Here is a 23,972-nt window from a genome sequence, read left to right as displayed (position 1 = left end):
GCGCATGAGCGATGTGACCGTCACGCGTCGCCGCGAGGCGACCCGGCAGAAGCTCCTCGACGCCGCCGCACAGGTGTTCGCCGAAGTCGGCGTGGATGCGGCATCCGTCGAAGTCATCTGCGAGCGCGCCGGCTTCAGCCGCGGAGCCTTCTATTCGAACTTCGAGACCAAGGACGAGCTCATGCTCGCGCTCACCGAGCGCGTCGCGGAGCAGAAGATCGACCTCGTCACGGCCCGCATCGCCGAGTTGAGTGAGACGGGCGAGCAGTTCACTCCGGCGGACATCGTGCAGCGCGTGCTCGACGTCGCGATCGACGAGAAGATGGGCATTCTGCTCACGAGCGAGATCCGCACGCGCGCCATGCGCGACGCGGCCCTCGCGACGGCGTATCTCGCGTGGCAGGCGGGCCTGGTCGAGCGCGTCGCCGGCGTCATCGCCGAACTCAGCGCCCGGTACGGGCTGACGCTGCGGCTGCCCGAGCGCGATTTCGCCCAGCTGATCCTGCAGCAGTGGGAGGACACGGCGGCTTACGCCGTCATGGCCGGCCTCGACTTCACGGCGATGTGCGCACTCGTCAACGAGCGCACCGCGAACCTCGCGACAGCGCTCGTCGAACCCGCCTGACGCGGGAGCCGTCGGCGCCCTGCGCGCGTGGCGGTGCGGCCGGGGTGCGCCGGGTCAGCGCGCCTCGAGCAGGGTGTGGCGGTGCGGCCGGGGCGTGCCGGGTCAGCGCGCCGCGAGTAGCGTGTGGCAGCGCTCCACACGATCGAGCCACCACGCCCGACGCTCGGCGGATGCCGCGTGCTCGGCGAGCAGGGCGGGGTCGGCGCTCACGCGCCCGACCGGCAGTGACCCGCCGCGCGGAGTGAGCGGGGCGGCGACCACGTCGGCCGTGAGGAGCGACGCCGTGCCGAGCCCGCAGTCGTAGTCGAGCTCGGGCAGGGCGGCGGCGAGGGCGACGCCCATCGCGAGCCCGATCGAGGTGTCGAGCGCGCTCGAGACGACGGCCGGCAGCCCCGCGGCCTCGACGATGTCGAGCGCCCGGCGCACGCCGCCGAGCGGCTGCGCCTTGACGACGAGCAGGTCCGCCGCGCCCGCGCGGGCGACGGCGAGGGGGTCTTCGGCCTTGCGGACGCTCTCGTCGGCCGCGATCGGGATGCCCATGTAGGCCACGCGCCGGCGCAGTTCCGCGAGCTCGTCCAAAGTCGCGCACGGCTGCTCGGCATACTCGAGGTCGTATTCGGCGAAGGCGTGGATCGCGCGCTCGGCTTCGTCGATGTTCCACGCGCCGTTCGCGTCGACGCGGATGCGGCCCTCGGGCCCCAGCGCCTGGCGTACGGCCGCGACGCGCGCGATGTCGTCGGCCAGTGTGCTCTCGCCGCCGACCTTGACCTTGGCGGTGCGGCAGCCGTCGAAGCGGGCGAGGACGCCGCCGACCGACGCGGCGGGAACGGCCGGCACCGTGGCGTTGACCGGCACGAGGTCGCGCCGCGGCGCCGGTTGCCGCTGCCACCCGTAGTCGATCGACGCGGCGAGCCACGTCGCGGCCTCGGCGTCGTCGTACTCGGCGAAGGGCGAGAACTCCGTCCACCCCTCGGGTCCCTCGAGAACGACGGCCTCGCGCACGTCGATCCCGCGGAAGCGTGTCGCGAGCGGCAGGGATACGACGTGCGCGTTCGCGAGGATGTCGGCGAGGGGAGGCGGGGTCATGCCCCCATCCTGCCGCGAGGAGCGTCGACAACTCCGGACTTTCTTTGAGGACGCCCGGTTTGGGCCCTCGATGTGCCGGTTCCTCCGGAGTTGTCGGGCCGATGTGCGGATTCATCCGGAGTTCTCGACGTCGACACCGTGAACAATGATGTGCTCTTGCCAATAGTGTGTGTCACACGGTATCGTGTCAGGCGTGAGCGAAACGGAAGCCCTCGAGACGCACCGGCAGGAGCTGCGGCGCGGCACGGTCGTGCTGGCCTGTCTGCGCCTGCTCGAACAGCCCGGCTACGGCTACGGCCTGCTCGAAGAGCTGCGATCCCGGGGCTTCGACACGGATGCGAACACGCTGTACCCGCTCCTGCGCCGGCTGGAGAAGCAGGGGCATCTGACGAGCGAGTGGAACACCGACGAGGCTCGGCCCCGCAAGTTCTACCGCACGAGCGACGCCGGCGCGCGTCTGCTCGCCACTCTCACCGACGACTTCCGCTCGATCGCCGCCGCGATCGAGGGGCTCCCTCAGGAGGACTCATGAACGCCATGACCCTGACCGACCGCTACATCGACGCCGCGATGCGCACGGTGCCCGAGAAGCAGCGCGCTGACTTGGCCGCCGAGCTCCGCGCCTCCATCGACGATCAGATCGACGCCCGCCTCGACGAGGGCCTGGCGCGCGACGATGCGGAGCACGCCGTGCTCACCGAGCTCGGCGATCCCGACAAGCTCGCCGCCGATTACACCGACCGGCCGCTGTTCCTCATCGGGCCGCGGTACTACCTCACGTGGTGGCGCCTGCTCAAGCTCCTGTGGGCGATCGTGCCCGCGTGCGCCGTCGTCGGCACGACGCTCGGCATGTCGCTCGCGCAAGAGCCTGTCGGCGAGATCTTCGGCACGGCGTGGGCCGTGCTCATGGGCAGCATCGTGCACATCGCGTTCTGGACGACGCTCGTCTTCTTCATCGTCGAGCGCGCCGCCCGCGGCGCCGATGTCGGGTTCGTCGGCGAGTGGACCCTCGATCGGCTGCCCGAGCCCCGCGAACGCGGCGCGACGCTCAGCGATCTCGTCGCCTCGCTCGTGCTGCTCGCGGTCATGGCCGGCGCGGTGCTGTGGGACCACTTCGTCGGCGTCGTCTACTTCGCGGACGGCGGGGGCTGGGTGTCGTTCCTCGCGCCCGACCTCTGGCCGGTGGGGATCGCCGTGCTTCTGCTGCTGATCGCCCTCGAGGCCCTGCTCGCGATCGCGGTCTACGCGCGAGGCCGATGGGACACGCGACTGGCGACGATCAACGTCGTGCTCAACCTCGCGATCGTCGTGCCGGCGGTGTGGCTGCTGCTCACCGATCGCCTGCTCAACCCCGAGTTCTTCCCGACCTTCGTGCCCGATGACGGCGAGACCGTCACGACGATCATCGCGGTGATCTTCGGCTTCGGAATCGTCGGCATCGCGGTGTGGGATGCGATCGACGCCTTCCTCAAGGCCCGTCGCTCGCGCTGACCTCGCCCGTGAGGCGGCGGACGTAGGCTGAGGCACATGCTCTTCGACACTCCGGTCCGGCTGGGCGTGCAGTTGCAGCCCCAGCACGTCACCTACCCCGACCTGCGCGACGCGGTCCGCCGCCTCGAGGACATGGGCGTGGACGTCCTGTTCAACTGGGATCACTTCTTCCCCCTGCGCGGGGAGCCCGACGGCCTCCACTTCGAATCGTGGACGATGCTCGGCGCGTGGGCCGAGCAGACCGAGCGCGTCGAGTTCGGGTCGCTGGTCAACTGCAACAGCTACCGCAACCCCGACCTGCAGGCGGACATGGCCCGCACGATCGACCACATCTCGGCCAAGGGCGGCGAGGGCCGGTTCATCTTCGGGACGGGCGCGGGATGGTTCCAGCGCGACTACGACGAGTACGGCTACGAGTTCGGCACCCCCGGCACGCGCCTGAACGACCTCGCCGACGGGCTCGCCCGCATCGAGGCGCGCTGGGCGAAGCTCAACCCGGCGCCGACGCGCCGCATCCCGATCATGATCGGCGGGAAGGGCGAGCAGAAGACCCTGCGCCTCGTCGCCCGGCACGCCGACATCTGGCACAGCTTCGTCGCGCCCGAAGAGATGCCGCACAAGCTCTCCGTCATCGACCGGTGGGCCGAGGAGGAGGGCCGGGACACGTCGAACCTCGTCGTCTCCAACGAATTGGAGCGCCGCGATGAAGACGTCGCCGACGCCCTCTACGACGCCGGCACGCGCATGTTCACGCTCGGATTCGCCGGGCCCGACTACGACTTCGGCCTCGTCCGGTCGTGGCTGCGCTGGCGTGACGCCAAGAACGGCGCGTGAGTCGCGGCATCCGTCGCCGTAAGGTGAAACCCATGGTCTCTGAGCTGTTCGACGAGCGTGAATGGATGCCGGCACCCGGCGCCGACGCTTACACCGATGTCACGGCGCATGTGTCGAAAGACGGGCGCATCGCGCGGATCGCCTTCGATCGTCCCGAGGTTCGCAACGCGTTCCGGCCGCACACGGTCGACGAGCTGTACCGGGCGCTGGACACGGCACGGCAGGATCCGCGCATCGGCGCCGTTCTGCTGACCGGCAACGGGCCGAGCCCGAAAGACGGCGGGTGGGCGTTCTGCTCGGGCGGCGATCAGCGCATCCGCGGCAAGGACGGATACAAGTACTCCGACGACGAGGCCGCCGTCGCCGACCCCGGTCGCGCGGGGCGGCTGCACATCCTCGAGGTGCAGCGGCTCATCCGCTTCATGCCGAAGGTCGTCATCGCGGTCATCCCGGGGTGGGCGGCCGGCGGCGGGCACTCCCTGCACATCGTGTGCGACCTGTCGATCGCATCGGCCGAGCACGGCCGCTTCAAGCAGACCGACGCCGACGTGGGCTCGTTCGACGCCGGATACGGCTCGGCCTACATGGCCCGGCAGGTCGGGCAGAAGATCGCCCGTGAGGTGTTCTTCCTCGCCGAGGAGTACTCCGCCGCGCGCGCCTACGAGATGGGCGCCGTCAACCGCGTCGTGCCGCACGCCGAGCTCGAGCGCGAGGCGATCGCGATGGCGCGCACGATCCTGTCGAAGTCGCCCACGGCGATCCGCATGCTCAAGTACGCGTTCAACCTGCCCGACGACGGGCTCGTCGGGCAGCAGCTGTTCGCCGGTGAGACGACGCGCTTCGCGTACGGCACCGACGAGGGAGCCGAAGGCCGCGACGCGTTCCTCGAGAAGCGCGAACCCGACTGGTCGCCGTACCCGTATCACTACTGATGCGACTCGAACCCGTCACCGGTGACGACCCGCGCGATCTGATGCGGGCGCTGCGTGTCGCGCTGCACGGGGCAGGACCCGCGCTCGGGATCGGGCATGTGGGGGCGATGCCCATCGATGTGCGGGCGGGCACCGCCGTCGTCGTGACGACCTCAGGATCCACGGGCGTGCCCAAGAGCGTCGCGCTGAGCCGCGACGCCCTCACGGCGAGCGCGCTCGCGACCGCCGACCGGATCGGAGACGGAGCGTGGCTGCTGGCGCTGCCGGCGGGCTACGTCGCGGGGCTGCAGGTGCTCGTGCGGTCGATCGTCGCCGACCGCGAACCGGCGATCCTCTCGGGCACATTCTCGCCGCGCGCGTTCACCGCGGCCGCCCTCACGATGGCCTCGAGCGAGGGCGGCCGGCGGGTGCCGACCTTCACCTCGCTCGTGCCGGCGCAGCTGACGACGCTGCTCGACGCTGCCGAGCACGATGCCGATGTGCTCGCGGCACTGCGCTCGTTCGAGCGGATCCTCGTGGGCGGGCAGGCGCTCCCGCCCGTCACGCTCGAACGCGCCGAGACGGCGGGCGCGCGCATCACTCGCACGTACGGCTCGACCGAGACGAGCGGCGGATGCGTCTACGACGGCCGGCGCCTGCGCGGTGTGGCGCTGCGGATCGAGCGCGGCGAAGTGCAGGTGGCCGGACCGACCCTCGCCGACGGGTACCTGGGCGACTCCGAGCTGACCGACGCCGTCTTCGTGCGGGACGACGCCGGCACCCGGTGGTACCGGACAGGCGACGCGGGCGTCCTCGACGACGGCGTGCTGCGCGTGCGCGGCCGCATCGACAACGTCATCGTCTCGGGGGGCCTGAACATCTCGCTCGATCGGGTCGAGCGGATCGTGCGGACCGTGCCCGGCCTCGCTTCAGCCGTCGTCGTCGGGGTTCCCGACGAGCGCTGGGGTGAGGCATCCGTCATCGTCACCGCGCGCGGTGAGGCCTTGCGGCGCAGCGAGTCGACACAGCTCGACGAAGCGCGTGCCGCGGTCGGCGCCGAGATCGGCGCGCACGCGCGACCGGCGCGGCTCGTGCTCGTCGACGAGATCGCGGCGCTGCCGTCGGGCAAGCCCGATCGAGAGGCGATCCGCCGCGCCGTCGCCGCGCTCGGCTGACTAGGATGGCCAGTCGTGGCAGGCACCTCGAGCAAGAAGCGCAAGCGTCCGGCATCCAAGAAGCAGAACGTGCGCGGCAACCCGCAGAAGTCGCGTGAGCAGGGCGACCCCCGCAAGGTCGAACCGGCGACGCTCCGCGATTGGATCGGTGCCGCACGTCTGCGCACCCTGCCGCTCGCGATCACCCCGATCCTCATCGGTACGGGGGCGGCGATGCTCGTCGTCGACGAATTCCACTGGGTCATCGCCCTGTGCTGCCTCATCGTCGCGGTGTCGCTGCAGATCGGCGTCAACTACGCCAATGACTACAGCGACGGCATCCGCGGCACCGACGACCACCGCGTGGGTCCCGCCCGACTGACCGCTGCCCGCAAGGCGAAGCCGCGCACCGTGCTCACGGTCGCACTCGTCTTCTTCGCGATCGCGGCGATCGCGGGCCTGGCCGTGACGATCCGCACGCAGCAGTGGTGGCTCCTCGCCGTGGGCGTGGCGTGCATCGTCGCGGCGTGGTTCTACACGGGGGGCAAGCGGCCGTACGGCTACGCGGCGCTGGGCGAGGTCTTCGTCTTCGTCTTCTTCGGTCTCGTCGCGACGCTCGGCACGACCTGGGTGCAGGCCCTGGCGCTGCCCCAGGAGGCCTGGTTCGGCGCCGTCGCGGCGGGCCTGCTCGCGTGCGCCGTGCTGCTGGCGAACAATCTGCGCGACATCGACCAGGACCGGGCGGCCGGCAAGCGCACGCTCACGGTGCTCATCGGGCGGACGGCGACGCGGGTGCTGTTCACCGTCTTCGTGATCGCGCCGTTCCTCATCGCGGCGTTCCTCGCGCTGTTCTACCCGATCGCGTGGCTCTCGCTGCTCGCACTGCTCGCGGCGCTGCCCGCGATCCTGATCGTGTGGACCTATCGCGATCCGCGCGAACTCGTCGTCGCCCTCGCCCTGACGTCGCTCACGTCGGTCGGCTACGGCGCCTTCCTGATGTGGGCGTTCCTCGGCTGAGGCTCAGCGCTCGGGATCGTCGTCGATCGCGGCGTCTTCGATCTCTTCGTCGGTCGTGCCGGTCTGCCGTTCGGCGCGCCGCTGCGCGAGATCGGAAGTGACGTCGGCGAGCGGCCGGCGCAGGAACAGCACCGACAGGCTGAGCCCGATGAGCGCGGCGAAGATGGCCGCGAGCCAGTAGTACTCGCGGAACAGCGGAATGAGCATGAGCAGGCCGAAGGGCACGAGGAAGGCGAGCAGCCTGAGCACCGTGTAGAGGACGATCGACCGTGCTTTCACGCCTTCCATCGTAGGCGAGGCCGTGTCCAGCCCTCCTCCAGAGAGCACGCCTAGGATGGAGACGTGGTCCGGGCCCTGTTCATTCTCATCCCGGTGGTGGCGGCCTTCTGGATCTTCACCATCGTGGATTGTGCTGTGCAGCCGCCGACCCGCCACCGCGGAGTGAGCAAGCCCGCCTGGATCGCGATCGTCGTGCTGATTCCCGTGCTCGGCGGTATCCTGTGGCTCGCCGTCGGCCGCGTGCGCCGCTCGGCGGTCCGGGTCTACCAGGCACCCGACGACGATCCCGAGTTCCTCGGCCGCCTCGGCGCGGTCAGCGATCAGGACGAGCGCATCCGCCGCCTCGAGGAAGAGCTCGCTCTGCTCGACTCCGAGGACGACGACCCGCGGTGGCAGCAGCCGCCGACGATCGGCGGCACCGCCGACCCGACGACCGAGCCGCCCGCTTCCGACGGAGACGACGACTCGCTCGGTCAGCGCGGGGCCGTCGGCTGACCGTGGCGTCGGCCGACGAGACGCCGGTGGCGTCTGGTTCGACGTCTTGCGCGACGTCTGGTTCGACGTCTTGTGCGACGGATGCCGCGGCGGCGCTGCTGTGCGGACTGATCGACCAGGGCGTGCGCCATGTCGTACTAAGCCCCGGCTCGCGCTCGCAGGCGCTCGCCCTCGTCGCGGCCGACCTCGAACAGCGCGGCGTCATCCGGCTGCACGTGCGGATCGACGAGCGGGTGGCGGGCTTCACGGCGCTCGGGATCGGGCGCGAGACCGGGATGCCCGCGGCTGTCGTCTGCACGTCGGGAACCGCGGTCGCCAACCTGCTGCCGGCCGTCCTCGAGGCCGACCACGCCGGTGTGCCACTGCTGCTGCTCACGGCCGACCGGCCCCCTGAGCTGCGCGGCATCGGCGCCAACCAGACCACGCGCCAGCCCGGCATGTTCGCGCACCACGTGCGCCTGGAAGCCGACCTGCCGACGCCCGACGCGCTCGATCCGGTCGGAGACGCACCGCAGACCCGCATGCTGAGCGCCCTCGCGGCCGAAGCCGTCGCCGCGGCGCGCGGTGCGGGCGAGCAGTCCGCGGGACCGGTGCACCTGAACCTGCCGTACCGCGAACCCCTTTCCGGCACGCTGCCGGCGTGGGTCGATTCGGTCGTCGCCGCGGGCGAGCCGCGCGCCGCTGCGGCGGCGAGCCCGGTCGCCGTGCCCGCCGGTGAGCCGCGCGTCATCGAGCACGGACCCCGCACGATCGTCGTGGCGGGCGCCGACGCGGGGCACGCCGCCGAGCAGCTCGCGCACGAGGGGGGATGGCCTCTCGTCGCCGAGATCGTCAGCGGCGCGAGGTTCGGGCGGCACCTCGTGCACGGGTACCGCGCTCTGCTCGCCGCCCCTGACCTCGGCGGACGCGTGGAGCGCGCCATCGTCTTCGGGCACCCGACCCTGTCGCGCGAGGTCGGCGAGCTGCTGTCCCGCGACGATGTCGAGGTGCTCGCCGTGCGCGGCCCGGGCGAAGCGCTCGACCTCAACGGCGCCACCGTCGCCGTCGACGGCATCAGCCTCGCGCCCGGAGAGTCCGATCGCGAATGGCTCGGAAGATGGATGCGGGCATCGCGGGCGGCATCCGTCGATCTGACCCCGCCCGCACCCGACGCCGAGGGTCTCGCGTCGACCGAGCCCGCATCCCGGCTCGGGGCGATCGCCGCGGAGCTCGAGGTCATCCGCACGCCGGTCGACCGCGAGGCCCTCGTCGACGCCGTCTGGCGCGCGACGTGGCCGCACGACCGGCTCGTGTTCGGATCGTCGCGGCTCGTGCGCGTCGCCGATGCGGTGCTGGGCGGCAAGCGCGTTCCCGTGCACGCCAATCGCGGGCTCGCCGGAATCGACGGCACCGTCGCGACCGCGACGGGGATCGCGCTGGCGAGCCAGGACACGGGAGCGACGGGCGTCACGCGCGTGCTGCTGGGCGACCTGGCGCTGCTGCACGACGTCGGCGCGCTGCTGCTGCCGCCCGAGGAAGACGAGCCGCGCATCCAGGTCATCGTCGGAAACGACGGCGGCGGCACGATCTTCGATCGGCTCGAGGTCGCGGCCGTCGCGTCGCCCGGCGCCATGAATCGCGTGCTCTACACGCCGCACACGACGCGCCTCGAGCACCTCGCGCTCGCGTACGGCTGGGAGTACCAGCGGATCACGACCCGCTCGGCCCTGGATCAGGCGCTCACGGCACCGGCAGGCGGCCGCCAGCTCATCGAGGTTCCGCTGGCTCGCTGAGCGATTCCCGGCGGGGCGCGCCACAATGGCTGCATGACCGCGAAGAGCCAGCAGTACTGGACCTCGGATGCCCGCGAAATCCTGCGGGCCGGTGCCGGATTCCGGCTTACCGACATGGATACGGCCTCGACCCCCGGGCATCCGGGGGGAAAATCCGCCGGCGAACGCGATCTCGCCGCGGGCGCCGACCAGCTCGACGAGTACCAGGAGCGGCTGTATGCGCAGAGCCGGTCGAATGCCACCGCCCCCACGCCCTCCGGGCGCGTGCGCCCCGCGAGCGTGCTGCTCGTGCTGCAGGCCATGGACACGGCCGGCAAGGGCGGAATCATCCGGCACGTCGTCGGCTCGGTCGACCCGCAGGGCGTGCAGCTCGCGGCATTCAAGAAGCCGACGCCGGAAGAGCTCGCGCACGACTTCCTGTGGCGGATCGAGAAGCGTGCGCCCCAACCGGGCATGATCGGCGTGTTCGATCGTTCACACTACGAGGACGTGCTCGTCGGGCGGGTGCGCGAACTCGCGCCGGCCGACGAGATCGAGCGGCGCTACGGCGCGATCGTCGACTTCGAGAAGCGACTGACGGCTGCGGGCACGCGCGTCGTCAAGGTCATGCTGCACCTGTCGCCCGACGAGCAGAAGGCACGGCTCGCCGAGCGGCTCGAGCGGCCCGACAAGCACTGGAAATTCAACCCCGGCGACATCGACGAACGCGAGCTGTGGCCGGCGTACATGGACGCGTACCAGGTCGCGATCGAGCGCACCTCGACCGCCGAGGCGCCGTGGTTCGTCGTCCCCGCCGATCGCAAGTGGTACGCGCGGCTTGCAGTGCAGGCGCTGCTCCTCGAGACGCTCGAGGAGATCGATCCGCAGTGGCCGGCCGCGACCTTCGACGTCGAAGCCGAGCAAGCCCGGCTCGCCGCGAGCTGACCTCCCCGCCCGCGCGCCCCCGCGCCCCCGCGCCCCCGCGCGGCCCCTCGGGAACCCCTGCCCTGTCGACTTGCGCCTTGTGCGCGAAACGCCCGGCGTGTCGCGTGCACAAGGCGCAAGTCGGCGAAAGCGGGTCGATGTCACGCTTGGCACTGCCGCCGTGGCCGTGGCATCCGTCGCATTCGCCGCTCGTCCCGTCGCATCCGTCGCATCCGTCGCGCGCTCCGTGCGCGGGGGAGCCCTTGTTCCGTTGACTTGCGCCTTGTGCGCGAAACGCCCGGCGTGTCGCGTGCACGAGCCGCAAGTCAACCGGGGGGAGGCCGGGGGCAGGCTGGGGGAGGCCGGAGGCGCGGGGCGGGGCGTGGGTCAGGCCAGCGCGTCCACGATCGGGCGGAACTTCACCCGGGTCTCGAGCAGCTCGGCCTCGGGGTCGCTGCCGGCGACGATGCCCGCGCCCGCGTAGGCGATGATCGGGATCGTGTCGCTGTACGCCGCGAACCGGCGATCGGGCGCCGAGCCGATCTGCGCGCAGCGCAGTGCGATCGCCCACTCGCCGTCGCCGTTCGCGTCGACCCAGCCGACGGGGCCGGCGTAGCGGCCGCGGTCGAACGGCTCGATCCGGTGGATGGCATCGAGGGCGGCATCGGTCGGGGTCCCCGCCACGGCCGCCGTCGGGTGCAGCGCCGCGACGAGATCGAGCGCCGACGCGTGATCGGCGATCTCGCCCGCGACGTCGGTCGCGAGGTGCCACAGGTTGGGCAGCTCGAGAGTGAACGGATCGGGGTCGGAGCGCAGCGTCGAGGTGTGCGGCGCGAGCGTCTCGAGGACGCTCCGCACGGCGTAGCGGTGCTCGTCGAGGTCTTTCGCGCTCGCCGCCAGCGCGCCTCGGGCCGTGGCATCCTCGGTCGCATCGGCGCCCCGCGGCGTCGTGCCGGCGAGGACGCGCGCCGTGACGGTGCCGCCCGACACCGTCACCAGGGTCTCGGGGCTCGCGCCGATCATGCCGTCGACGGCATACGTCCAGGTGTCGGGGTAATCGGTCGCGAGAGCGCGCACGAGGCGGCGCAGATCCGCACCGGCGGGAACCGTGCCCACGAGGTCGCGGGCGAGCACGACCTTCGCGACCTCGCCCGTCGAGATGGCGTCGAGACCCGCGCGCACGGCGGCCTGGTATCCGGCGCGGTCGAGCGCGCCGGGGCCGAGAGTGGCCGACCAGTGCGGACCGAAGGGGATCGGTTCGGGCGCGCGCTCGGGCACATCGGACCCCACAGTGCGGATGCGTGTCACCCATGCCCGACCGTCGCGACGGCCGACCACGACTTCCGGCACGGTCAGAAGGCTCGTCGCCTGCGAACGGGCGTCGAAGACGAGGGTCCCGAAGGCGACGAGGCCCGTGCCGGGCACGCCCACCGCGTCGTCGATCTCGGCTTCGGCCGCGATCAGCCGCCACGCCGTCGCAGGGGAGGGGGCGTCGGGGGGAGTCTGCGGCCCGTGCTCGTAGCCCGTGACCTGTCCGAGGCCGATGATCCCGTCGCCCCGGCGCAGCCACGCGAGGGGCTCGCGCGGGTCGGCGAAGGGCACGAGGTCGTCGATCGGGTCGATCTCACGGGTCTCGACCACCAGCTTCGGCGGGCGAGGCGCAGGTGTCACGCCTCAACTCTAGACTCGCTGCATGGCCACTCCGCGTCCCGCACCCGGCACGCGTGTGCTGTTCCGCTGGCGCAAGTGGAACGGCGACCCGCACTGGGTGCACGAGTGCCTCTATCTCGGCGCCGACGCGTGGGGCGAGTGGTTCGGACAGCCGGTCGGTTCGCGCAGCACCCGCCCCGGACGCGAGATCGTCACGACCGCCCCGAATGTCACGCTGCTGCCGCCGAGCGGCGACTACGCGCTCACGGTCAATACGGCGCCGCCCGCGAGCTACCGCGTGTACATCGACCTCGCGTGGGATGCACGGTGGGATGCCGCCGAGCCTGAGGGCATCGATATGGACCTCGACGTCGTGCGCGCGATCGACGAGCGCGGCGTGTGGATCGACGACCGCGACGAGTGGGACGAGCACCGCGTCGCGTACGGCTACCCGCTCGACATCGTCGCGCGGCTCGAGGAGCTCGCGGTCGACTTGGAGCGCCGCGTCTCAAGGCGGATCGCGCCGTTCGACGAGGCGACCGCCGACGCATGGCTCACGCGGCTCGCCGCGATCGCGCCGCATAGACTCGACGGGTGAGCGACAACGAGCCCAACCGCGCGGATCTGCACAAGGACCCCGCCCGAGTGAGCGGGATGTTCGACCAGGTCGCACAGCGCTACGACCTCACGAACGACGTGCTGAGCCTCGGCAACGACCGGCTCTGGCGCGTCGCGACGACACGGGCCGTCGCCCCGCGACCGGGTCAGCGCATCCTCGACCTCGCCGCCGGCACGGGTGCATCCAGCGTCGCGTTCGCGCGCAGCGGCGCCGATGTCGTCGCGGCCGACTTCTCGCCGGGCATGATCGCCGAGGGGCGGCGCCGGCACGGCGGCATCCGGAATCTCACCTTCCGCGAAGCCGACGCGACGGATCTGCCCTTCGACGACGACGAGTTCGACACCGTCACGATGTCGTTCGGACTGCGCAACGTCAACGAGCCGAAGAAGGCTCTGCAGGAGCTGCTGCGGGTCGCCAAGCCCGGCGGACGCCTCGTCGTCTGCGAGTTCTCGCACCCGCCCTCGCGCGCCTTCGCGGGGCTGTATCGCTTCTACAACGACCGCGTGCTGCCCGTCGTCGCGCGCGCGATGAGCTCGAACGCCGACGCGTACGACTACCTCAACGAATCGATCAGGGACTGGCCCGATCAGGCGCGGCTGGCGGCGTGGATCCGCGAAGCCGGCTGGACCGATGTCGCGCACCGCAATCTGTCGATGGGCATCGTGGCGCTGCACCGCGCCGTCAAGCCCCGCTGAGGGCCGCGAGCCCACCCCGTCCGACGGGTAGGCTTGACCCCGTGAATCCCTCAGCATCGGGCTCGCGCCTCGCGGGCAAGCTGGGCCTCACCGACCGCATCTTCGCCGGCCCGCGCTCGCGCCGCCTGCTCGCCGAAGTCGAGAGGGGGCTCCAGAAGGTCGACGAGGTTCTCGCGTCCGAGCTTCGGATGGCCGATCCGCTCGTCGACGCGGCGAGTCGATACCTCTATGAGGCGGGCGGCAAGCGCCTGCGCCCCATGCTCACGCTGCTCACCGCCCAGCTCGGTGACGGCGCGACCGACGAAGTCGTCCAGGCGGCCACAGCCCTCGAGCTGACGCACCTAGGCTCGCTCTATCACGATGACGTCATGGATGCCGCAGACAAGCGCCGCGGAGTGCCCAGCGCCCACGCGGTGTGGGGCAACAGCGTCGCGATCCTCGCGGGCGACCTGCTGTTCTCCCGGGCCAGCCAGATCATGGCGCGCCACGGCGACGAGGCGATCCAGCTGCAGGCGGACACGTTCGAGCGCCTCGTGCTCGGGCAGATGCACGAGACGATCGGGCCGCGTGAAGACGACGACCCCGTCGCGTTCTATCTGCAGGTGCTCTCGGACAAGACCGGCTCGCTCATCGCGGCGGCAGCGCAAGCGGGCGTCGTGTTCTCGAACGGACCGGTCGAGCTGAAGGATGCGCTCGTCGTCTTCGGCGAGAAGAGCGGCGTCGCCTTCCAGCTGCTCGATGACGTCATCGACCTGTCCGACGACCCCGAAGAGACCGGAAAGGTGCCCGGCACCGATCTGCGCGCGGGGGTGCCCACCATGCCGTACCTGCTGCTCACGCAGCGCGACGACGCCGCATCGCGTGCGCTCCAGGGCGCGATCGACGACGGCGTCGAACGCATCGCCGCGGGCGCCGATCCGATGATCCTCGACGAGCCGCTCGCCCGACTGCGCGAACACGAGGCGACGCAGGCGACCCTCGACCTGGCCAACACGTGGTCGCGCGACGCGATCGACGCCCTCGCTCCCGTGCCGGACGGCCCTGTCCGCGAAGCGCTCACACGCTTCGCGCGCGCCGTCGCCGACCGTTCGAGCTGACGCTGCGGCGTTTTCTGACCGACGTACCGGAAGGACTCCTATGACCAAGCTCCGTCTCGCCATCGTCGGTGCAGGGCCCGCGGGCATCTATGCCGCGGACATCCTCTTGAAGGCCGAGCGCAAGTTCGACGTCTCGATCGACCTGTTCGAGCAGCTGCCCGCGCCGTACGGCCTCGTGCGCTACGGCGTGGCCCCCGACCACCCGCGCATCAAGGGCATCGTCACGGCTCTGCGCGATGTGCTCGATCGTGGCGACATCCGTCTCTTCGGCAATGTGCGCTTCGGCCAGGACATCACGCTCGACGACTTGAAGCAGCACTACCACGCCGTCATCTTCGCCACGGGAGCGATCCGCGACACCGACCTCGGCATCCCCGGCATCGACGCGGACGGCTCGTACGGTGCGGCGGAGTTCGTGAGCTGGTTCGACGGGCACCCCGATGTGCCGCGGGAATGGCCGCTGGAGGCGGCATCCGTCGCCGTGCTCGGAAACGGCAACGTCGCGCTCGATGTCTCGAGGATCCTCGCGAAGCACCCCGAGGACCTGCTGTCGACCGAGATCCCCGACAACGTCTACGAGGGCCTCGCGGCCTCGCCGGTCACGGATGTGCACGTGTTCGGGCGTCGCGGGCCCGCGCAAGTGAAGTTCACGCCCCTCGAACTGCGCGAGCTCGGCGAGCTGCGCGACGTCGACATCGTCGTCTACGACGAGGATTTCGACTACGACGACGCGTCGAAGGCCGCCATCGCGAGCAACAAGCAGGTCATGGTGATCGACCGCGTGCTGCAGTCCTGGCGGCAGCGGCCCGCGGTCAACAACACCGGCGGGGAGGCATCCCGGCGACTTCACCTGCACTTCTACGCCCGACCGGTGGAGGTTCGCAAGGATGCCGGCGGGAAGGTCGCCGCGCTCGTGTACGAGCGCACGCGTCCCGACGGCGAGGGAGGCGTCGAGGGCACGGGCGAACTGCGCGAGCTGCCGATCCAGGCGCTGTACCGTGCCGTCGGATACTTCGGGTCGCCGCTTCCCGGCGTGCCGTTCGACAAGCGCCACGGCGTCATCCCGAACCACGAAGGCCAGGTGCTGCACAAGGACTCCAACGAGCGCGTGCCGGGCGTGTACGCCACGGGCTGGATCAAGCGCGGTCCCGTCGGGCTCATCGGGCACACCAAGTCCGACGCGATGGAGACCGTGCGCCACCTCATCAACGACCAGGGCTCGTGGTGGGACCCGGCCGACCCGTCCGATGCGGCGATTCCGGCGCTCCTCGCCGAACGCGGCGTGCGGTGGACCGACCTCGACGGCTGGCACCGCCTCGACGAGCACGAGATCGCGCTCGGAGCGCCCCGGGATCGCGCACGCATCAAGGTCGTGGCGCGCGATGAGATGCTCCACGTATCGCGTGGCGAGTGAGGGTGCGTCGGTAGGCTGAGCGGATGTCGCACGAGTGGGTCCCCGATGTGCTGGGGGAGCCGTTCGAGCAGCTGACGCTGCCGCTCGACGACGATGAGGAGGGTCCCGTCGTCGCGACCCTCGTGCGGCTGCGGGCGAAGGCTCCGGCGCTGGGCGGGCTGTTCGGCGATCACCGCCCGTTCGCCGACGTCGACGTGCTCTACGTGCACGGCTGGTCGGACTACTTCTTCCAGGCGCGGCTCGCCCGTTATTGGGCGGATCGCGGCGCGAACTTCTACGCGCTCGATCTGCGCAAGTACGGACGCAGCATCCGCGAGGGGCAGACGCCCGGGTACATCGCCGATCTCTCCGACTACGACGCCGACGTCGCCGCCGCCCTCGAGGCGATGGGCCGCGGTGCCGATGGGTCGGGCCAACGGCGTCTCGTGCTCTTCGGTCACTCGACGGGCGGTCTCACCCTGAGCCTGTGGGCGAGCAGGAACCCGGGCGCGGCGGCCGCCGTCATATTGAACAGTCCGTGGCTCGAGTTCCAGCTGAGCGCCGTGACGCGTGCCGCGATCGCGCCCGTGCTGGGTCTGCACTCCAAGCTGCGCCCGTTCGATCTGTGGCCGCAGATGGATGCCGGTTTCTACGCCCGTGCACAGCGTGAGGTCGCTGATGCCGAAGACCCGCTGACGATCGAGGCCCTGTGGCGTCCCGAGCACACGATGCCGGTTCACGTCGGTTGGATGCACGCCGTCATCGCGGGGCACACGAAGGTCTCGGCGGGCCTGGCGATACCGGTGCCCGTCTGCGTCCTGCTGTCGGCGCGCACGGCGATCCCCACGAAGTGGAGCGAGGACCTCACGAGCGCCGACACGGTTCTCATCGTCGACGACATCGCGCGCGCTTCGCTCAAGCTCGGCCCGTCGGTGACCGTCGAGCGGATCGACGGCGCCCTGCACGACGTGTTCCTCTCACGCCGTGACGCGCGCGACGAGGCCTACGCCCGCCTCGACCGGTGGGCGACGGCGATGCTCGCCCGCCGCTGACCCGACCGCCATCTGTCGGACGCAGACGCGACGTTCGACGCTCGCCGGAAGCAGCCGGACGCCGATACAGTGGCGATCGACCCGACTTCTGGGGCGTCGGATCCGTTCGAACCGATCCGTTCGAACCCTCGGCACCTGGGTCACCGGTTCCCCGGCGCGTCATTCCCCCTGTGCGCGCGCCGGGGGGCCGCCCCGGGCCTCAGCAGCAGGACGAGGCGTGACGGTCTGTGCGGCCGGTGCTACCGGTAGTTGACGTACTGCAGGTCGACGTCGAGGTCGGCGGCCTTCAAGAGGCGCTGAACCTCCTGCAGGTCGTCGCGGCTCTTGGACTGCACCCGCAGCTCGTCGCCCTGGATCTGAGACTTCACCGACTTCGGTCCCTCGTCGCGGATGATCTTCGAGATCTTCTTGGCGTTCTCCGACGAGATGCCCTCTTTGAGCGTCGAGACGATGCGGTACTCCTTGCCGCTCGCCGTCGGCTCACCGGTCTCGAGGCTCTTCAGCGAAATGCCGCGCTTGATGAGCTTGGACTGGAAGACATCGAGCACGGCCTTCGCGCGCTCTTCGCTGTTCGCCTTGATGAGGATCGACTCGCCGCTCCACGCGATCGAGGCGTCGGTGCCCTTGAAGTCGTAACGCTGCTCGACCTCTTTGCGCGCCTGGTTGAGGGCGTTGTCGGCCTCTTGCTGGTCGATTTTCGAAACGATGTCGAACGAGGAATCTGCCATGCCGCGAGTCTAGCCGCGGCTTCCTCCTCGCAGCGCGTGTGCAAACGCTTACAGCGATGGGGTGGATGCCGCCCGTCGAGCCCGCGCATGAGGTCACGAACGTGTATCGAGATCGCCGGGCGAGGTTGCACGTTGGGGGGATCGAGATGACAATGTAAGCGCTTACATTCCTTGTGAGCGGGAGACCGGTCTCCGTTCGCGCTCTGCGTCGGCTCGTCCGGTACACCCCTACAGCACGTGAGAGAGGCACACCGATGACGGTGAAGAAGAAGGGCGTTCTCGCATTCGGCGCGCTCATCGCAGGCGGCGCCATGCTGCTTGCCGGCTGCTCCGGCGACAGCGGCGGCGACGAAGGAAACGGCGGCGGCGAATCGACCGCCGGCGAACTGACCGTCTGGGTCGACGCCGAGCGCATCGACGCACTGAAGGACGTCGCCGCCGAATACACCGACAAGACGGGCGTCACGGTGAACCTCGTGTCGAAGGACACCGACGTCATCAAGGACGACTTCATCCAGCAGGTGCCCACGGGCCGCGGTCCCGACATCGCGATGGGTGCGCACGACTGGGTCGGCGAGCTGTCGACGAACGGCGTCGTCGCTCCGATCGAGCTCGGCGACACCTCGGGCGACTACCTGCCGGTCGCCGTGCAGGCCTCCACCTACGAGGGCACCACGTACCTCCTGCCGTACGCCGTCGAGAACATCGCGGTGCTGCGCAATGCCGATCTCGTGCCCGACGCGGCCACGGGCTTCGACGACATGATCGCGAAGGGTCAGGCCGCGGGCCTGGACCACCCGTTCGTCGTCGAGCAGGGTGCTGAGGGCAACCCCTACCACCTGTACCCGTTCCAGACGGCGTTCGGTGCACCGGTCTTCGGGCTCGACGCCGAAGGCAACTACGACCCCGCTCAGCTCGAGCTCGGCAGCCCCGGCGGCTTCGAATTCGCGACCTGGCTGTCCGGGCAGGGCGCGAACGGCACCGGCGCCTTCAACACCGACATCGACGGTGACATCGCCAAGCAGTCGTTCCTCGACGGCACGGCGGCGTTCTGGCTGACGGGCCCGTGGAACGTCGGGGCCGCCGTCGACGCGGGCATCAACGTCGCGATCGACACCGTCCCCAGCCCGACCGCCGAGCCCGCTGCTCCGTTCGCGGGCGTCAAGGGCTTCTACCTCAGCGCCGAGTCCGAGAACAAGGTCGCCGCGAACGACTTCCTCGTCAACTACCTCGGCACCGAAGAGGTGCAGCTGAAGCTCTTCGAATCCGGCAACGTGCTGCCCGCCCTGACGGCGGCCGCCGACACCGCTTCGGCGGACCCGATCGTGGGCGGCTTCGCCGCCGTGGGCGAAGAGGCCGTGGCCATGCCCGCCATCCCGCAGATGGGCTCCGTGTGGGAGTTCTGGGGCATCGCACAGGCCGAGATCATCAACGGCGCCGACCCGGCGGCGACGTGGCAGAAGCTCGTCGACGATGTGACGGCCGCCATCGGCTGACGACCCACGGATGCCGGGGCCCGATCTTCGCACGAGGATCGAGCCCCGGCATCCCGCTACGATCACGCTAGAACGGCAGAGTCGCCACGTCGGACTGCCCGCACGCAACGGAGGCTGCGAGTGACGAGCAACACGCTCGAAGAGCGCACGGAGGACCCCGCGGCCGACCCGCGACGACGCAAGCGGTCGAAGCAGGCGGCGCGCATCGCCGATGCCGCATCGCTCGGCGTCAAGGGATGGATCATCAAGATCGTCCTGCTCGGGATACTGGACGCGCTCGCCGTCTTCGCGCTGTTCGTGCTGCTGAGCAACCGGGAATGGCTCGTGGCCGGGCTGGTCGCGGCCACCACGGCGCTCCTCAACTGGATCTACCTCTCGCGGCGCCGGCTGCCCGCCAAATACCTCGCTCCGGGCGTCATCTTCCTGCTGATCTTCCAGGTGTTCGCGCTCGTGTACACGGGCTACATCGGCTTCACCAACTACGGCACCGGCCACAACGGCTCCAAGGAGCAGGCCGTCTCGTCGCTCATGGCGTCTGCGCTCGAGCGCGTGCCGGACTCGCCGACGTACGACGTCACCGTCGTGTCGCAGCTCGGGCAGTACGGCGTGCTCGTGACGGACCCCGACGGGGAGGCGCTCTTCGGCACGAACGAGCAGCCCCTCGAGCCCGCCCCCGGAGCCCGGTTCGAGGGCGGCAAAGCCGTCGGACTGGACGGCTGGACGACGCTGACCTTCGCCGATGTGCTCGCCAACCAGAGCGTCATCGGAGACCTCGCGGTCCCCGTGTCCGACGATCCGAACGACGGGACTCTTCTCACCCCGGACGGTCAGCGCGGATACCTGTACACCTCCGCGCTCGTGTACGACGAAGCCGCGGGAACCATGACGGACACCCGCAACGGCACGGTCTACAGCGACACCGGCGTGGGTGCGTTCACCGCCGACGACGGATCGCAGCTCATGCCGGGCTGGACGATCGTCGTCGGGTTCGACAACTTCGTGCGCGCCGTGACCGACGAGAGCATCCGCGGCCCGCTGTTCTACGTGACGCTGTGGACGTTCGTCTTCGCGATCGTGTCGGTGGCCACGACCTTCTTCCTCGGACTGTTCCTCGCGATCGTCTTCAACGACATGCGGATGCGGGGGCGCAAGTTCTACCGCATCCTGATGATCCTCCCGTATGCGTTCCCGTCGTTCCTGTCGGCGCTCGTGTGGGCGGGCATGATGAACGAGAGCTTCGGATTCATCAATCAGGTGCTCCTCGGCGGGGCGTCGGTGCCCTGGCTGACCGATCCCTGGCTGGCGAAGGTCTCGGTCCTGCTCGTGAACCTCTGGCTCGGGTATCCGTACATGTTCCTCGTGTGCATGGGGGCGCTGCAGTCCATCCCCGACGACGTCATCGAGGCGGCGAAGGTCGACGGCGCGAGACCCTGGGGGATCTTCCGGCTGATCAAGCTGCCGCTGCTCCTCGTGACGGTCGCGCCCCTGCTGATCGCGTCCTTCGCGTTCAACTTCAACAACTTCAACCTGATCTACATGCTCACCAACGGCGGGCCGCGCGACTCGTCCGCCGCGATCAACGTGGGCCACACCGACATCCTGATCTCGATGGTCTACAAGGTGGCCTTCACGGGGCAGAACCGTGACTACGGTCTGGCATCCGCCTTCACGATCCTCATCTTCATCGTCGTCGCGGTGATCTCGATCATCAGCTTCCGACGGACCAAGGCACTGGAGGAGCTGAACTGATGCCCGATTCCTTCCCCGGCAGCTCCAGCGGTCTCCTGGCCGGCGAGGCCGAAGTCCTGGACGACACCCGTCGCCGCGGTCGGCGACCCAAGCGTCGCGCCGACGCGGACTTCTACGAACGACCGAAGACCTTCGGGCAGTGGTTCCGCGCGACCGGCTGGCGGCACCTGGTGGGTGTCGTGATGATCGTCTTCTCGACGTTCCCGCTGTTGTTCGTGCTGTCGTCGTCGCTCAACCCCCGCGGCACGCTCACGGGATCCAACGCGCTCTTCTCGACTGTCGGCATCGAGAGCTACGTGCGGATGCTGACCGATCCGAACAACCCGTACGCCAACTGGTTCGTCAACACGCTCGTCGTGGCCAGCGTCACGGCGGTCGCGACGGTGTTCCTGGGCGGGCTCGCGGCATACTCCTTCTCGCGGATGCGATTCACCGGGCGCCGGATCGGACTCGTCTCGATCGTCATCGTGCAGATGTTCCCGCAGCTGCTCGCGGTCGTCGCGCTCTTCCTGCTGATGTCGGCGATCGGCGACTGGTTCCCCGCGCTCGGGCTCGACACGCACCTGGGCCTCATCATGGTGTACCTCGGCGGCGCCCTCGGCGTGAACACCTATCTCATGTACGGGTTCTTCAACACGATCCCCGCGTCGATCGACGAAGCGGCCAAGATCGACGGTGCGGGGCACGCGCGGATCTTCTTCACGATCATCCTGCGCCTGGCAGCCCCGATCCTCGCGGTCGTGGCGCTGCTGTCGTTCATCGCGTCGTTCAGCGAATTCGTCATCGCCAGCGTCATCCTCATCGAACCCGAGAAGCAGACGCTCGCCGTCGGCCTGACGAAGATGGTCTCCAACCCGCGCTACGCGGATTGGAGCGCGTTCTCGGCCGGTGCCGTCCTGGCCGCGCTCCCGGTCATGGCGCTGTTCCTCATCCTGCAGAAGTACATCGTCGGCGGACTGACCGCCGGCGCCGTCAAGTGAGCATGACCTTGCTCACGCCGCACCACGACGGCTCACCGCTGTACGTCTCGAACGACGCGCCGCAGCTCGGCGAGACCGTGCGGGTGCGGGTGCGCGTGCCGCAGGGGTACGGGCCGCTGCGCGCCGTGCGCACACGCTCGAACCCCGACCACGAGCCGAGCTGGACGGATGCCGCGTTCGTCGGCTCGTCGGACGGGTGGGACTGGTGGGAGGCGCCGGTCGCGGTGCACAACCCGCGACACGGCTACCGCTGGCTGTTCGTGCACGCCGACGGCCGTGCGCACTGGCTCAACCAGACCGGTCTGCACGACATCGAGACACTCGACGCCGACGACTTCGCCCTCGTCGCCCGCCCCGCCCCGCCCGCGTGGCTGTACGACGCCGTGATGTACCAGGTGTTCCCCGACCGGTTCGCCCGGTCGGCGCAGGCCGATGCCCGTCCGGTGCCGGAGTGGGCTCTGCCGGCCGCGTGGGATGACCCCGTCGACCCCGTCTCGCCCGGCCGTTCGCAGCAGTTCTACGGCGGCGATCTCGACGGTGTCACCGAGAAGCTCGACCACCTCGTCGAGCTCGGGGTGAACGTGCTGTACCTGACGCCGGTCTTCCCCGCGGCATCCAACCACCGCTACGACGCGTCGAGCTTCCTCTCGGTCGATCCCCTGCTGGGCGGTGATGAGGCGTACGTCCGGCTCATCGAGGCGGCGCATGCCCGCGGCATCCGGGTCATCGGAGACCTCACGAGCAACCACTCGGGGGACCGGCACGAATGGTTCACGTCGGCGCTCGGCCGGCCGGGCGCCGAGACCGAGGACTTCTACTACTTCCGCGACGGCAACACGCGATACGAGTCATGGCTCGGCGTGCCGAGTCTGCCGAAGTTCAACTGGGCCTCGCAGAAGCTGCGGGCGGCGTTCGTCGACGGGCCGGACTCCGTCGTCGCGCGGTGGCTCGAGCCGCCGTATTCGACCGACGGGTGGCGCATCGACGTCGCGAACATGACGGGGCGCCTGGGCGACATCGACCTCAACGCCGAGGTACGACAGCTGCTGCAGGAGACGATGCGGCGGATCAACCCCGACGCGATCCTCCTCGGCGAGTCGACGAACGACGCCGCGAGCGACCTGCAGGGCGACGGCTGGCACGGGGCGATGACGTACCCCTCGTTCACGCGCCCGCTGTGGGGCTGGCTGTCCGAACCGACGGGGCGGGCCTATCTCACGGCCGAAGGCGAGGAGCGCACCGAGCCGTGGTTCTTCACGCAGCCGGTGGGCGGCATCCCGCGCTATACGGCGCGTCAGTTCGTCGACGCGGTCGTGCGGTTCACGGCGGGGATCCCGTGGCGGGTGCGCCTGGGCAACATGCAGCCGCTGGACACCCACGACACGGCCCGGTTCGCGACGAACGCGGCGCCGGGCAGCATCCCCGTCGCGGTGGGGCTGTCGATGACCCTGCCGGGTCTGCCGGTCGTGTTCGCGGGCGACGAGTACGGGCTGGTCGGAGCCGACGGCGAGTCCAGCCGCACGCCCATGCCATGGGGGAGCGAGGACGAACCCGCCGTCGCCGAACGGCTCGAGCTCTACCGCTCGCTCATCGCGCTGCGGCGCGAGCACGCCGTGCTCGGCAGCGGCGGGCTGCGGTGGCTGCACGTCGACGACGAGACCGTCGTGTTCGCGCGCGAGTCGGCTGACGAGACGATCGTCGTGCTCGCGACGCGCGGAGACGCCGACGTCGAGCTCGTGCCCGGCGCTCTCGCCGGAGCGGAGAGCGCGCGGGCGCTCGTCGGCGACGCGACGCTCGCGACAGCGGTCGACGGCGCCGTCGTGCTCTCGGCCGAGGGCCCGGCCTTCGCCGCCTGGTCGCTCCCCGGCGTGCGCGTCCCCTCCTGACACGGCCTCTTGACCGCGAGACTGCAACGGGAGGCCGAAACCGTGGGCTTTACCCGCTGG

23 protein-coding genes are annotated in these 23,972 nt (G+C 70.2%); 19 read left to right on the top strand and 4 right to left on the bottom strand.

Annotation, left to right across the window (positions count from 1 at the left end; translation table 11 throughout):
• The first annotated feature begins 4 nt into the window (after positions 1–4).
• Positions 5–625: a TetR/AcrR family transcriptional regulator gene (locus ACWIBS_RS03840; RefSeq protein ID WP_376124990.1), complete on the top strand. Its 621-nt coding sequence runs from the start codon at positions 5–7 to the stop codon at positions 623–625.
• Between the two features lie 102 nt (positions 626–727).
• Here ACWIBS_RS03840 and ACWIBS_RS03835 read toward each other — a convergent pair whose 3' ends face one another.
• The gene (locus ACWIBS_RS03835; RefSeq protein WP_376124992.1) at positions 728–1,711 is read right to left on the bottom strand and encodes an o-succinylbenzoate synthase; all 984 of its coding nucleotides are present in this window, start codon (positions 1,709–1,711) and stop codon (positions 728–730) included.
• Between the two features lie 193 nt (positions 1,712–1,904).
• Between ACWIBS_RS03835 and ACWIBS_RS03830 the strand changes: the two genes are divergently transcribed.
• Genes ACWIBS_RS03830 through ACWIBS_RS03805 form a run of 6 tightly spaced genes read left to right on the top strand, consistent with a single transcriptional unit; the run spans position 1,905 to position 7,118 of the window.
• Complete coding sequence (locus ACWIBS_RS03830) at positions 1,905–2,243, top strand: PadR family transcriptional regulator (protein WP_376124994.1); 339 nt, start codon at positions 1,905–1,907, stop codon at positions 2,241–2,243.
• Positions 2,240–3,202, top strand: a complete 963-nt coding sequence (locus ACWIBS_RS03825) for a permease prefix domain 1-containing protein (protein WP_376124996.1) — start codon at positions 2,240–2,242, stop codon at positions 3,200–3,202. Before ACWIBS_RS03830 ends, ACWIBS_RS03825 begins: the two co-directional genes overlap by 4 nt.
• 36 nt (positions 3,203–3,238) lie before the next feature.
• Positions 3,239–4,036 carry an LLM class F420-dependent oxidoreductase gene (locus tag ACWIBS_RS03820; protein ID WP_376124998.1) on the top strand — a complete coding sequence of 266 codons (798 nt, stop codon included), beginning with the start codon at positions 3,239–3,241 and terminating at the stop codon, positions 4,034–4,036.
• Between the two features lie 32 nt (positions 4,037–4,068).
• Entirely contained in the window at positions 4,069–4,968 is a 900-nt protein-coding gene (locus tag ACWIBS_RS03815) for a 1,4-dihydroxy-2-naphthoyl-CoA synthase (protein ID WP_376125000.1), read from the top strand.
• On the top strand, positions 4,968–6,122 hold the full coding sequence (locus tag ACWIBS_RS03810) for an AMP-binding protein (protein WP_376125003.1): 1,155 nt from the start codon (positions 4,968–4,970) through the stop codon (positions 6,120–6,122). The genes ACWIBS_RS03815 and ACWIBS_RS03810 overlap by 1 nt, the downstream gene beginning before the upstream one ends.
• A 15-nt stretch (positions 6,123–6,137) precedes the next feature.
• Entirely contained in the window at positions 6,138–7,118 is a 981-nt protein-coding gene (locus ACWIBS_RS03805) for a 1,4-dihydroxy-2-naphthoate polyprenyltransferase (RefSeq protein WP_376125005.1), read from the top strand.
• 3 nt (positions 7,119–7,121) lie between these two features.
• Here ACWIBS_RS03805 and ACWIBS_RS03800 read toward each other — a convergent pair whose 3' ends face one another.
• Complete coding sequence (locus tag ACWIBS_RS03800; RefSeq protein WP_454136474.1) at positions 7,122–7,397, bottom strand: DUF4229 domain-containing protein; 276 nt, start codon at positions 7,395–7,397, stop codon at positions 7,122–7,124.
• A 63-nt stretch (positions 7,398–7,460) separates the two neighbouring features.
• On the opposite strand from ACWIBS_RS03800, the gene ACWIBS_RS03795 reads away from it, so the two are divergent.
• Genes ACWIBS_RS03795 through ACWIBS_RS03785 form a run of 3 tightly spaced genes read left to right on the top strand, consistent with a single transcriptional unit; the run spans position 7,461 to position 10,588 of the window.
• A complete protein-coding gene (locus ACWIBS_RS03795) occupies positions 7,461–7,892 on the top strand; it encodes a PLD nuclease N-terminal domain-containing protein (protein WP_376125012.1) in 432 nt (143 codons plus the stop codon).
• Between the two features lie 26 nt (positions 7,893–7,918).
• Positions 7,919–9,664, top strand: coding sequence for a 2-succinyl-5-enolpyruvyl-6-hydroxy-3-cyclohexene-1-carboxylic-acid synthase (gene menD / locus ACWIBS_RS03790; protein WP_376125015.1), 1,746 nt, complete (start codon positions 7,919–7,921; stop codon positions 9,662–9,664).
• Between the two features lie 33 nt (positions 9,665–9,697).
• The gene (locus ACWIBS_RS03785; RefSeq protein ID WP_376125018.1) at positions 9,698–10,588 is read left to right on the top strand and encodes a polyphosphate kinase 2 family protein; all 891 of its coding nucleotides are present in this window, start codon (positions 9,698–9,700) and stop codon (positions 10,586–10,588) included.
• Positions 10,589–10,954: 366 nt separating this feature from the next.
• On the opposite strand, the gene ACWIBS_RS03780 is transcribed toward ACWIBS_RS03785, so the two are convergent.
• Positions 10,955–12,238, bottom strand: coding sequence for an isochorismate synthase (locus tag ACWIBS_RS03780; RefSeq protein ID WP_376125020.1), 1,284 nt, complete (start codon positions 12,236–12,238; stop codon positions 10,955–10,957).
• 22 nt (positions 12,239–12,260) lie between these two features.
• Between ACWIBS_RS03780 and ACWIBS_RS03775 the strand changes: the two genes are divergently transcribed.
• From ACWIBS_RS03775 to ACWIBS_RS03755, 5 genes are read left to right on the top strand one after another with little or no spacing between them, the layout of a single operon-like run.
• A complete protein-coding gene (locus tag ACWIBS_RS03775) occupies positions 12,261–12,815 on the top strand; it encodes a DUF402 domain-containing protein (protein WP_376125022.1) in 555 nt (184 codons plus the stop codon).
• 56 nt (positions 12,816–12,871) lie between these two features.
• Complete coding sequence (locus ACWIBS_RS03770; protein ID WP_376125611.1) at positions 12,872–13,531, top strand: class I SAM-dependent methyltransferase; 660 nt, start codon at positions 12,872–12,874, stop codon at positions 13,529–13,531.
• Positions 13,532–13,572: 41 nt separating this feature from the next.
• On the top strand, positions 13,573–14,628 hold the full coding sequence (locus ACWIBS_RS03765; RefSeq protein ID WP_376125024.1) for a polyprenyl synthetase family protein: 1,056 nt from the start codon (positions 13,573–13,575) through the stop codon (positions 14,626–14,628).
• 40 nt (positions 14,629–14,668) lie between these two features.
• Complete coding sequence (locus ACWIBS_RS03760) at positions 14,669–16,042, top strand: FAD-dependent oxidoreductase (protein ID WP_376125027.1); 1,374 nt, start codon at positions 14,669–14,671, stop codon at positions 16,040–16,042.
• 23 nt (positions 16,043–16,065) lie between these two features.
• Entirely contained in the window at positions 16,066–17,073 is a 1,008-nt protein-coding gene (locus ACWIBS_RS03755; RefSeq protein WP_376125029.1) for an alpha/beta hydrolase, read from the top strand.
• Between the two features lie 239 nt (positions 17,074–17,312).
• On the opposite strand, the gene ACWIBS_RS03750 is transcribed toward ACWIBS_RS03755, so the two are convergent.
• Positions 17,313–17,801: a YajQ family cyclic di-GMP-binding protein gene (locus ACWIBS_RS03750; protein ID WP_376125032.1), complete on the bottom strand. Its 489-nt coding sequence runs from the start codon at positions 17,799–17,801 to the stop codon at positions 17,313–17,315.
• Positions 17,802–18,055: 254 nt separating this feature from the next.
• On the opposite strand from ACWIBS_RS03750, the gene ACWIBS_RS03745 reads away from it, so the two are divergent.
• The 4 genes from ACWIBS_RS03745 to ACWIBS_RS03730 all read left to right on the top strand — a co-directional run bounded on the left by ACWIBS_RS03745 (position 18,056) and on the right by ACWIBS_RS03730 (position 23,912).
• A complete protein-coding gene (locus ACWIBS_RS03745) occupies positions 18,056–19,297 on the top strand; it encodes a sugar ABC transporter substrate-binding protein (RefSeq protein WP_376125034.1) in 1,242 nt (413 codons plus the stop codon).
• Between the two features lie 120 nt (positions 19,298–19,417).
• Positions 19,418–21,046, top strand: coding sequence for an ABC transporter permease subunit (locus tag ACWIBS_RS03740; RefSeq protein ID WP_376125037.1), 1,629 nt, complete (start codon positions 19,418–19,420; stop codon positions 21,044–21,046).
• A complete protein-coding gene (locus tag ACWIBS_RS03735; protein ID WP_376125040.1) occupies positions 21,046–22,026 on the top strand; it encodes a sugar ABC transporter permease in 981 nt (326 codons plus the stop codon). Before ACWIBS_RS03740 ends, ACWIBS_RS03735 begins: the two co-directional genes overlap by 1 nt.
• Positions 22,027–22,028: 2 nt before the next feature.
• Complete coding sequence (locus ACWIBS_RS03730; RefSeq protein WP_376125042.1) at positions 22,029–23,912, top strand: glycoside hydrolase family 13 protein; 1,884 nt, start codon at positions 22,029–22,031, stop codon at positions 23,910–23,912.
• Positions 23,913–23,972 lie beyond the last annotated feature (60 nt).

It is taken from the genome of Microbacterium sp. NPDC055442, from assembly GCF_053644215.1.
The sequence above is the reverse complement of the archived record's forward strand: the minus strand, read 5'-3'. Positions and strand labels throughout refer to the sequence as shown.

Bases quoted from the DNA above. Each gene is read 5' to 3' on its own strand.
- ACWIBS_RS03735 (WP_376125040.1), top strand. From the start codon at position 21,046: ATGCCCGATTCCTTCCCCGGCAGCTCCAGCGGTCTCCTGGCCGGCGAG.
- ACWIBS_RS03730 (WP_376125042.1), top strand. From the start codon at position 22,029: ATGACCTTGCTCACGCCGCACCACGACGGCTCACCGCTGTACGTCTCG.
- ACWIBS_RS03825 (WP_376124996.1), top strand. From the start codon at position 2,240: ATGAACGCCATGACCCTGACCGACCGCTACATCGACGCCGCGATGCGC.
- ACWIBS_RS03785 (WP_376125018.1), top strand. From the start codon at position 9,698: ATGACCGCGAAGAGCCAGCAGTACTGGACCTCGGATGCCCGCGAAATC.
- ACWIBS_RS03745 (WP_376125034.1), top strand. From the start codon at position 18,056: ATGACGGTGAAGAAGAAGGGCGTTCTCGCATTCGGCGCGCTCATCGCA.
- ACWIBS_RS03760 (WP_376125027.1), top strand. From the start codon at position 14,669: ATGACCAAGCTCCGTCTCGCCATCGTCGGTGCAGGGCCCGCGGGCATC.
- ACWIBS_RS03810 (WP_376125003.1), top strand. From the start codon at position 4,968: ATGCGACTCGAACCCGTCACCGGTGACGACCCGCGCGATCTGATGCGG.
- ACWIBS_RS03820 (WP_376124998.1), top strand. From the start codon at position 3,239: ATGCTCTTCGACACTCCGGTCCGGCTGGGCGTGCAGTTGCAGCCCCAG.
- ACWIBS_RS03750 (WP_376125032.1), bottom strand. From the start codon at position 17,801: ATGGCAGATTCCTCGTTCGACATCGTTTCGAAAATCGACCAGCAAGAG.
- ACWIBS_RS03755 (WP_376125029.1), top strand. From the start codon at position 16,066: ATGTCGCACGAGTGGGTCCCCGATGTGCTGGGGGAGCCGTTCGAGCAG.
- ACWIBS_RS03775 (WP_376125022.1), top strand. From the start codon at position 12,261: ATGGCCACTCCGCGTCCCGCACCCGGCACGCGTGTGCTGTTCCGCTGG.
- ACWIBS_RS03770 (WP_376125611.1), top strand. From the start codon at position 12,872: ATGTTCGACCAGGTCGCACAGCGCTACGACCTCACGAACGACGTGCTG.
- ACWIBS_RS03815 (WP_376125000.1), top strand. From the start codon at position 4,069: ATGGTCTCTGAGCTGTTCGACGAGCGTGAATGGATGCCGGCACCCGGC.
- ACWIBS_RS03835 (WP_376124992.1), bottom strand. From the start codon at position 1,711: ATGACCCCGCCTCCCCTCGCCGACATCCTCGCGAACGCGCACGTCGTA.
- ACWIBS_RS03840 (WP_376124990.1), top strand. From the start codon at position 5: ATGAGCGATGTGACCGTCACGCGTCGCCGCGAGGCGACCCGGCAGAAG.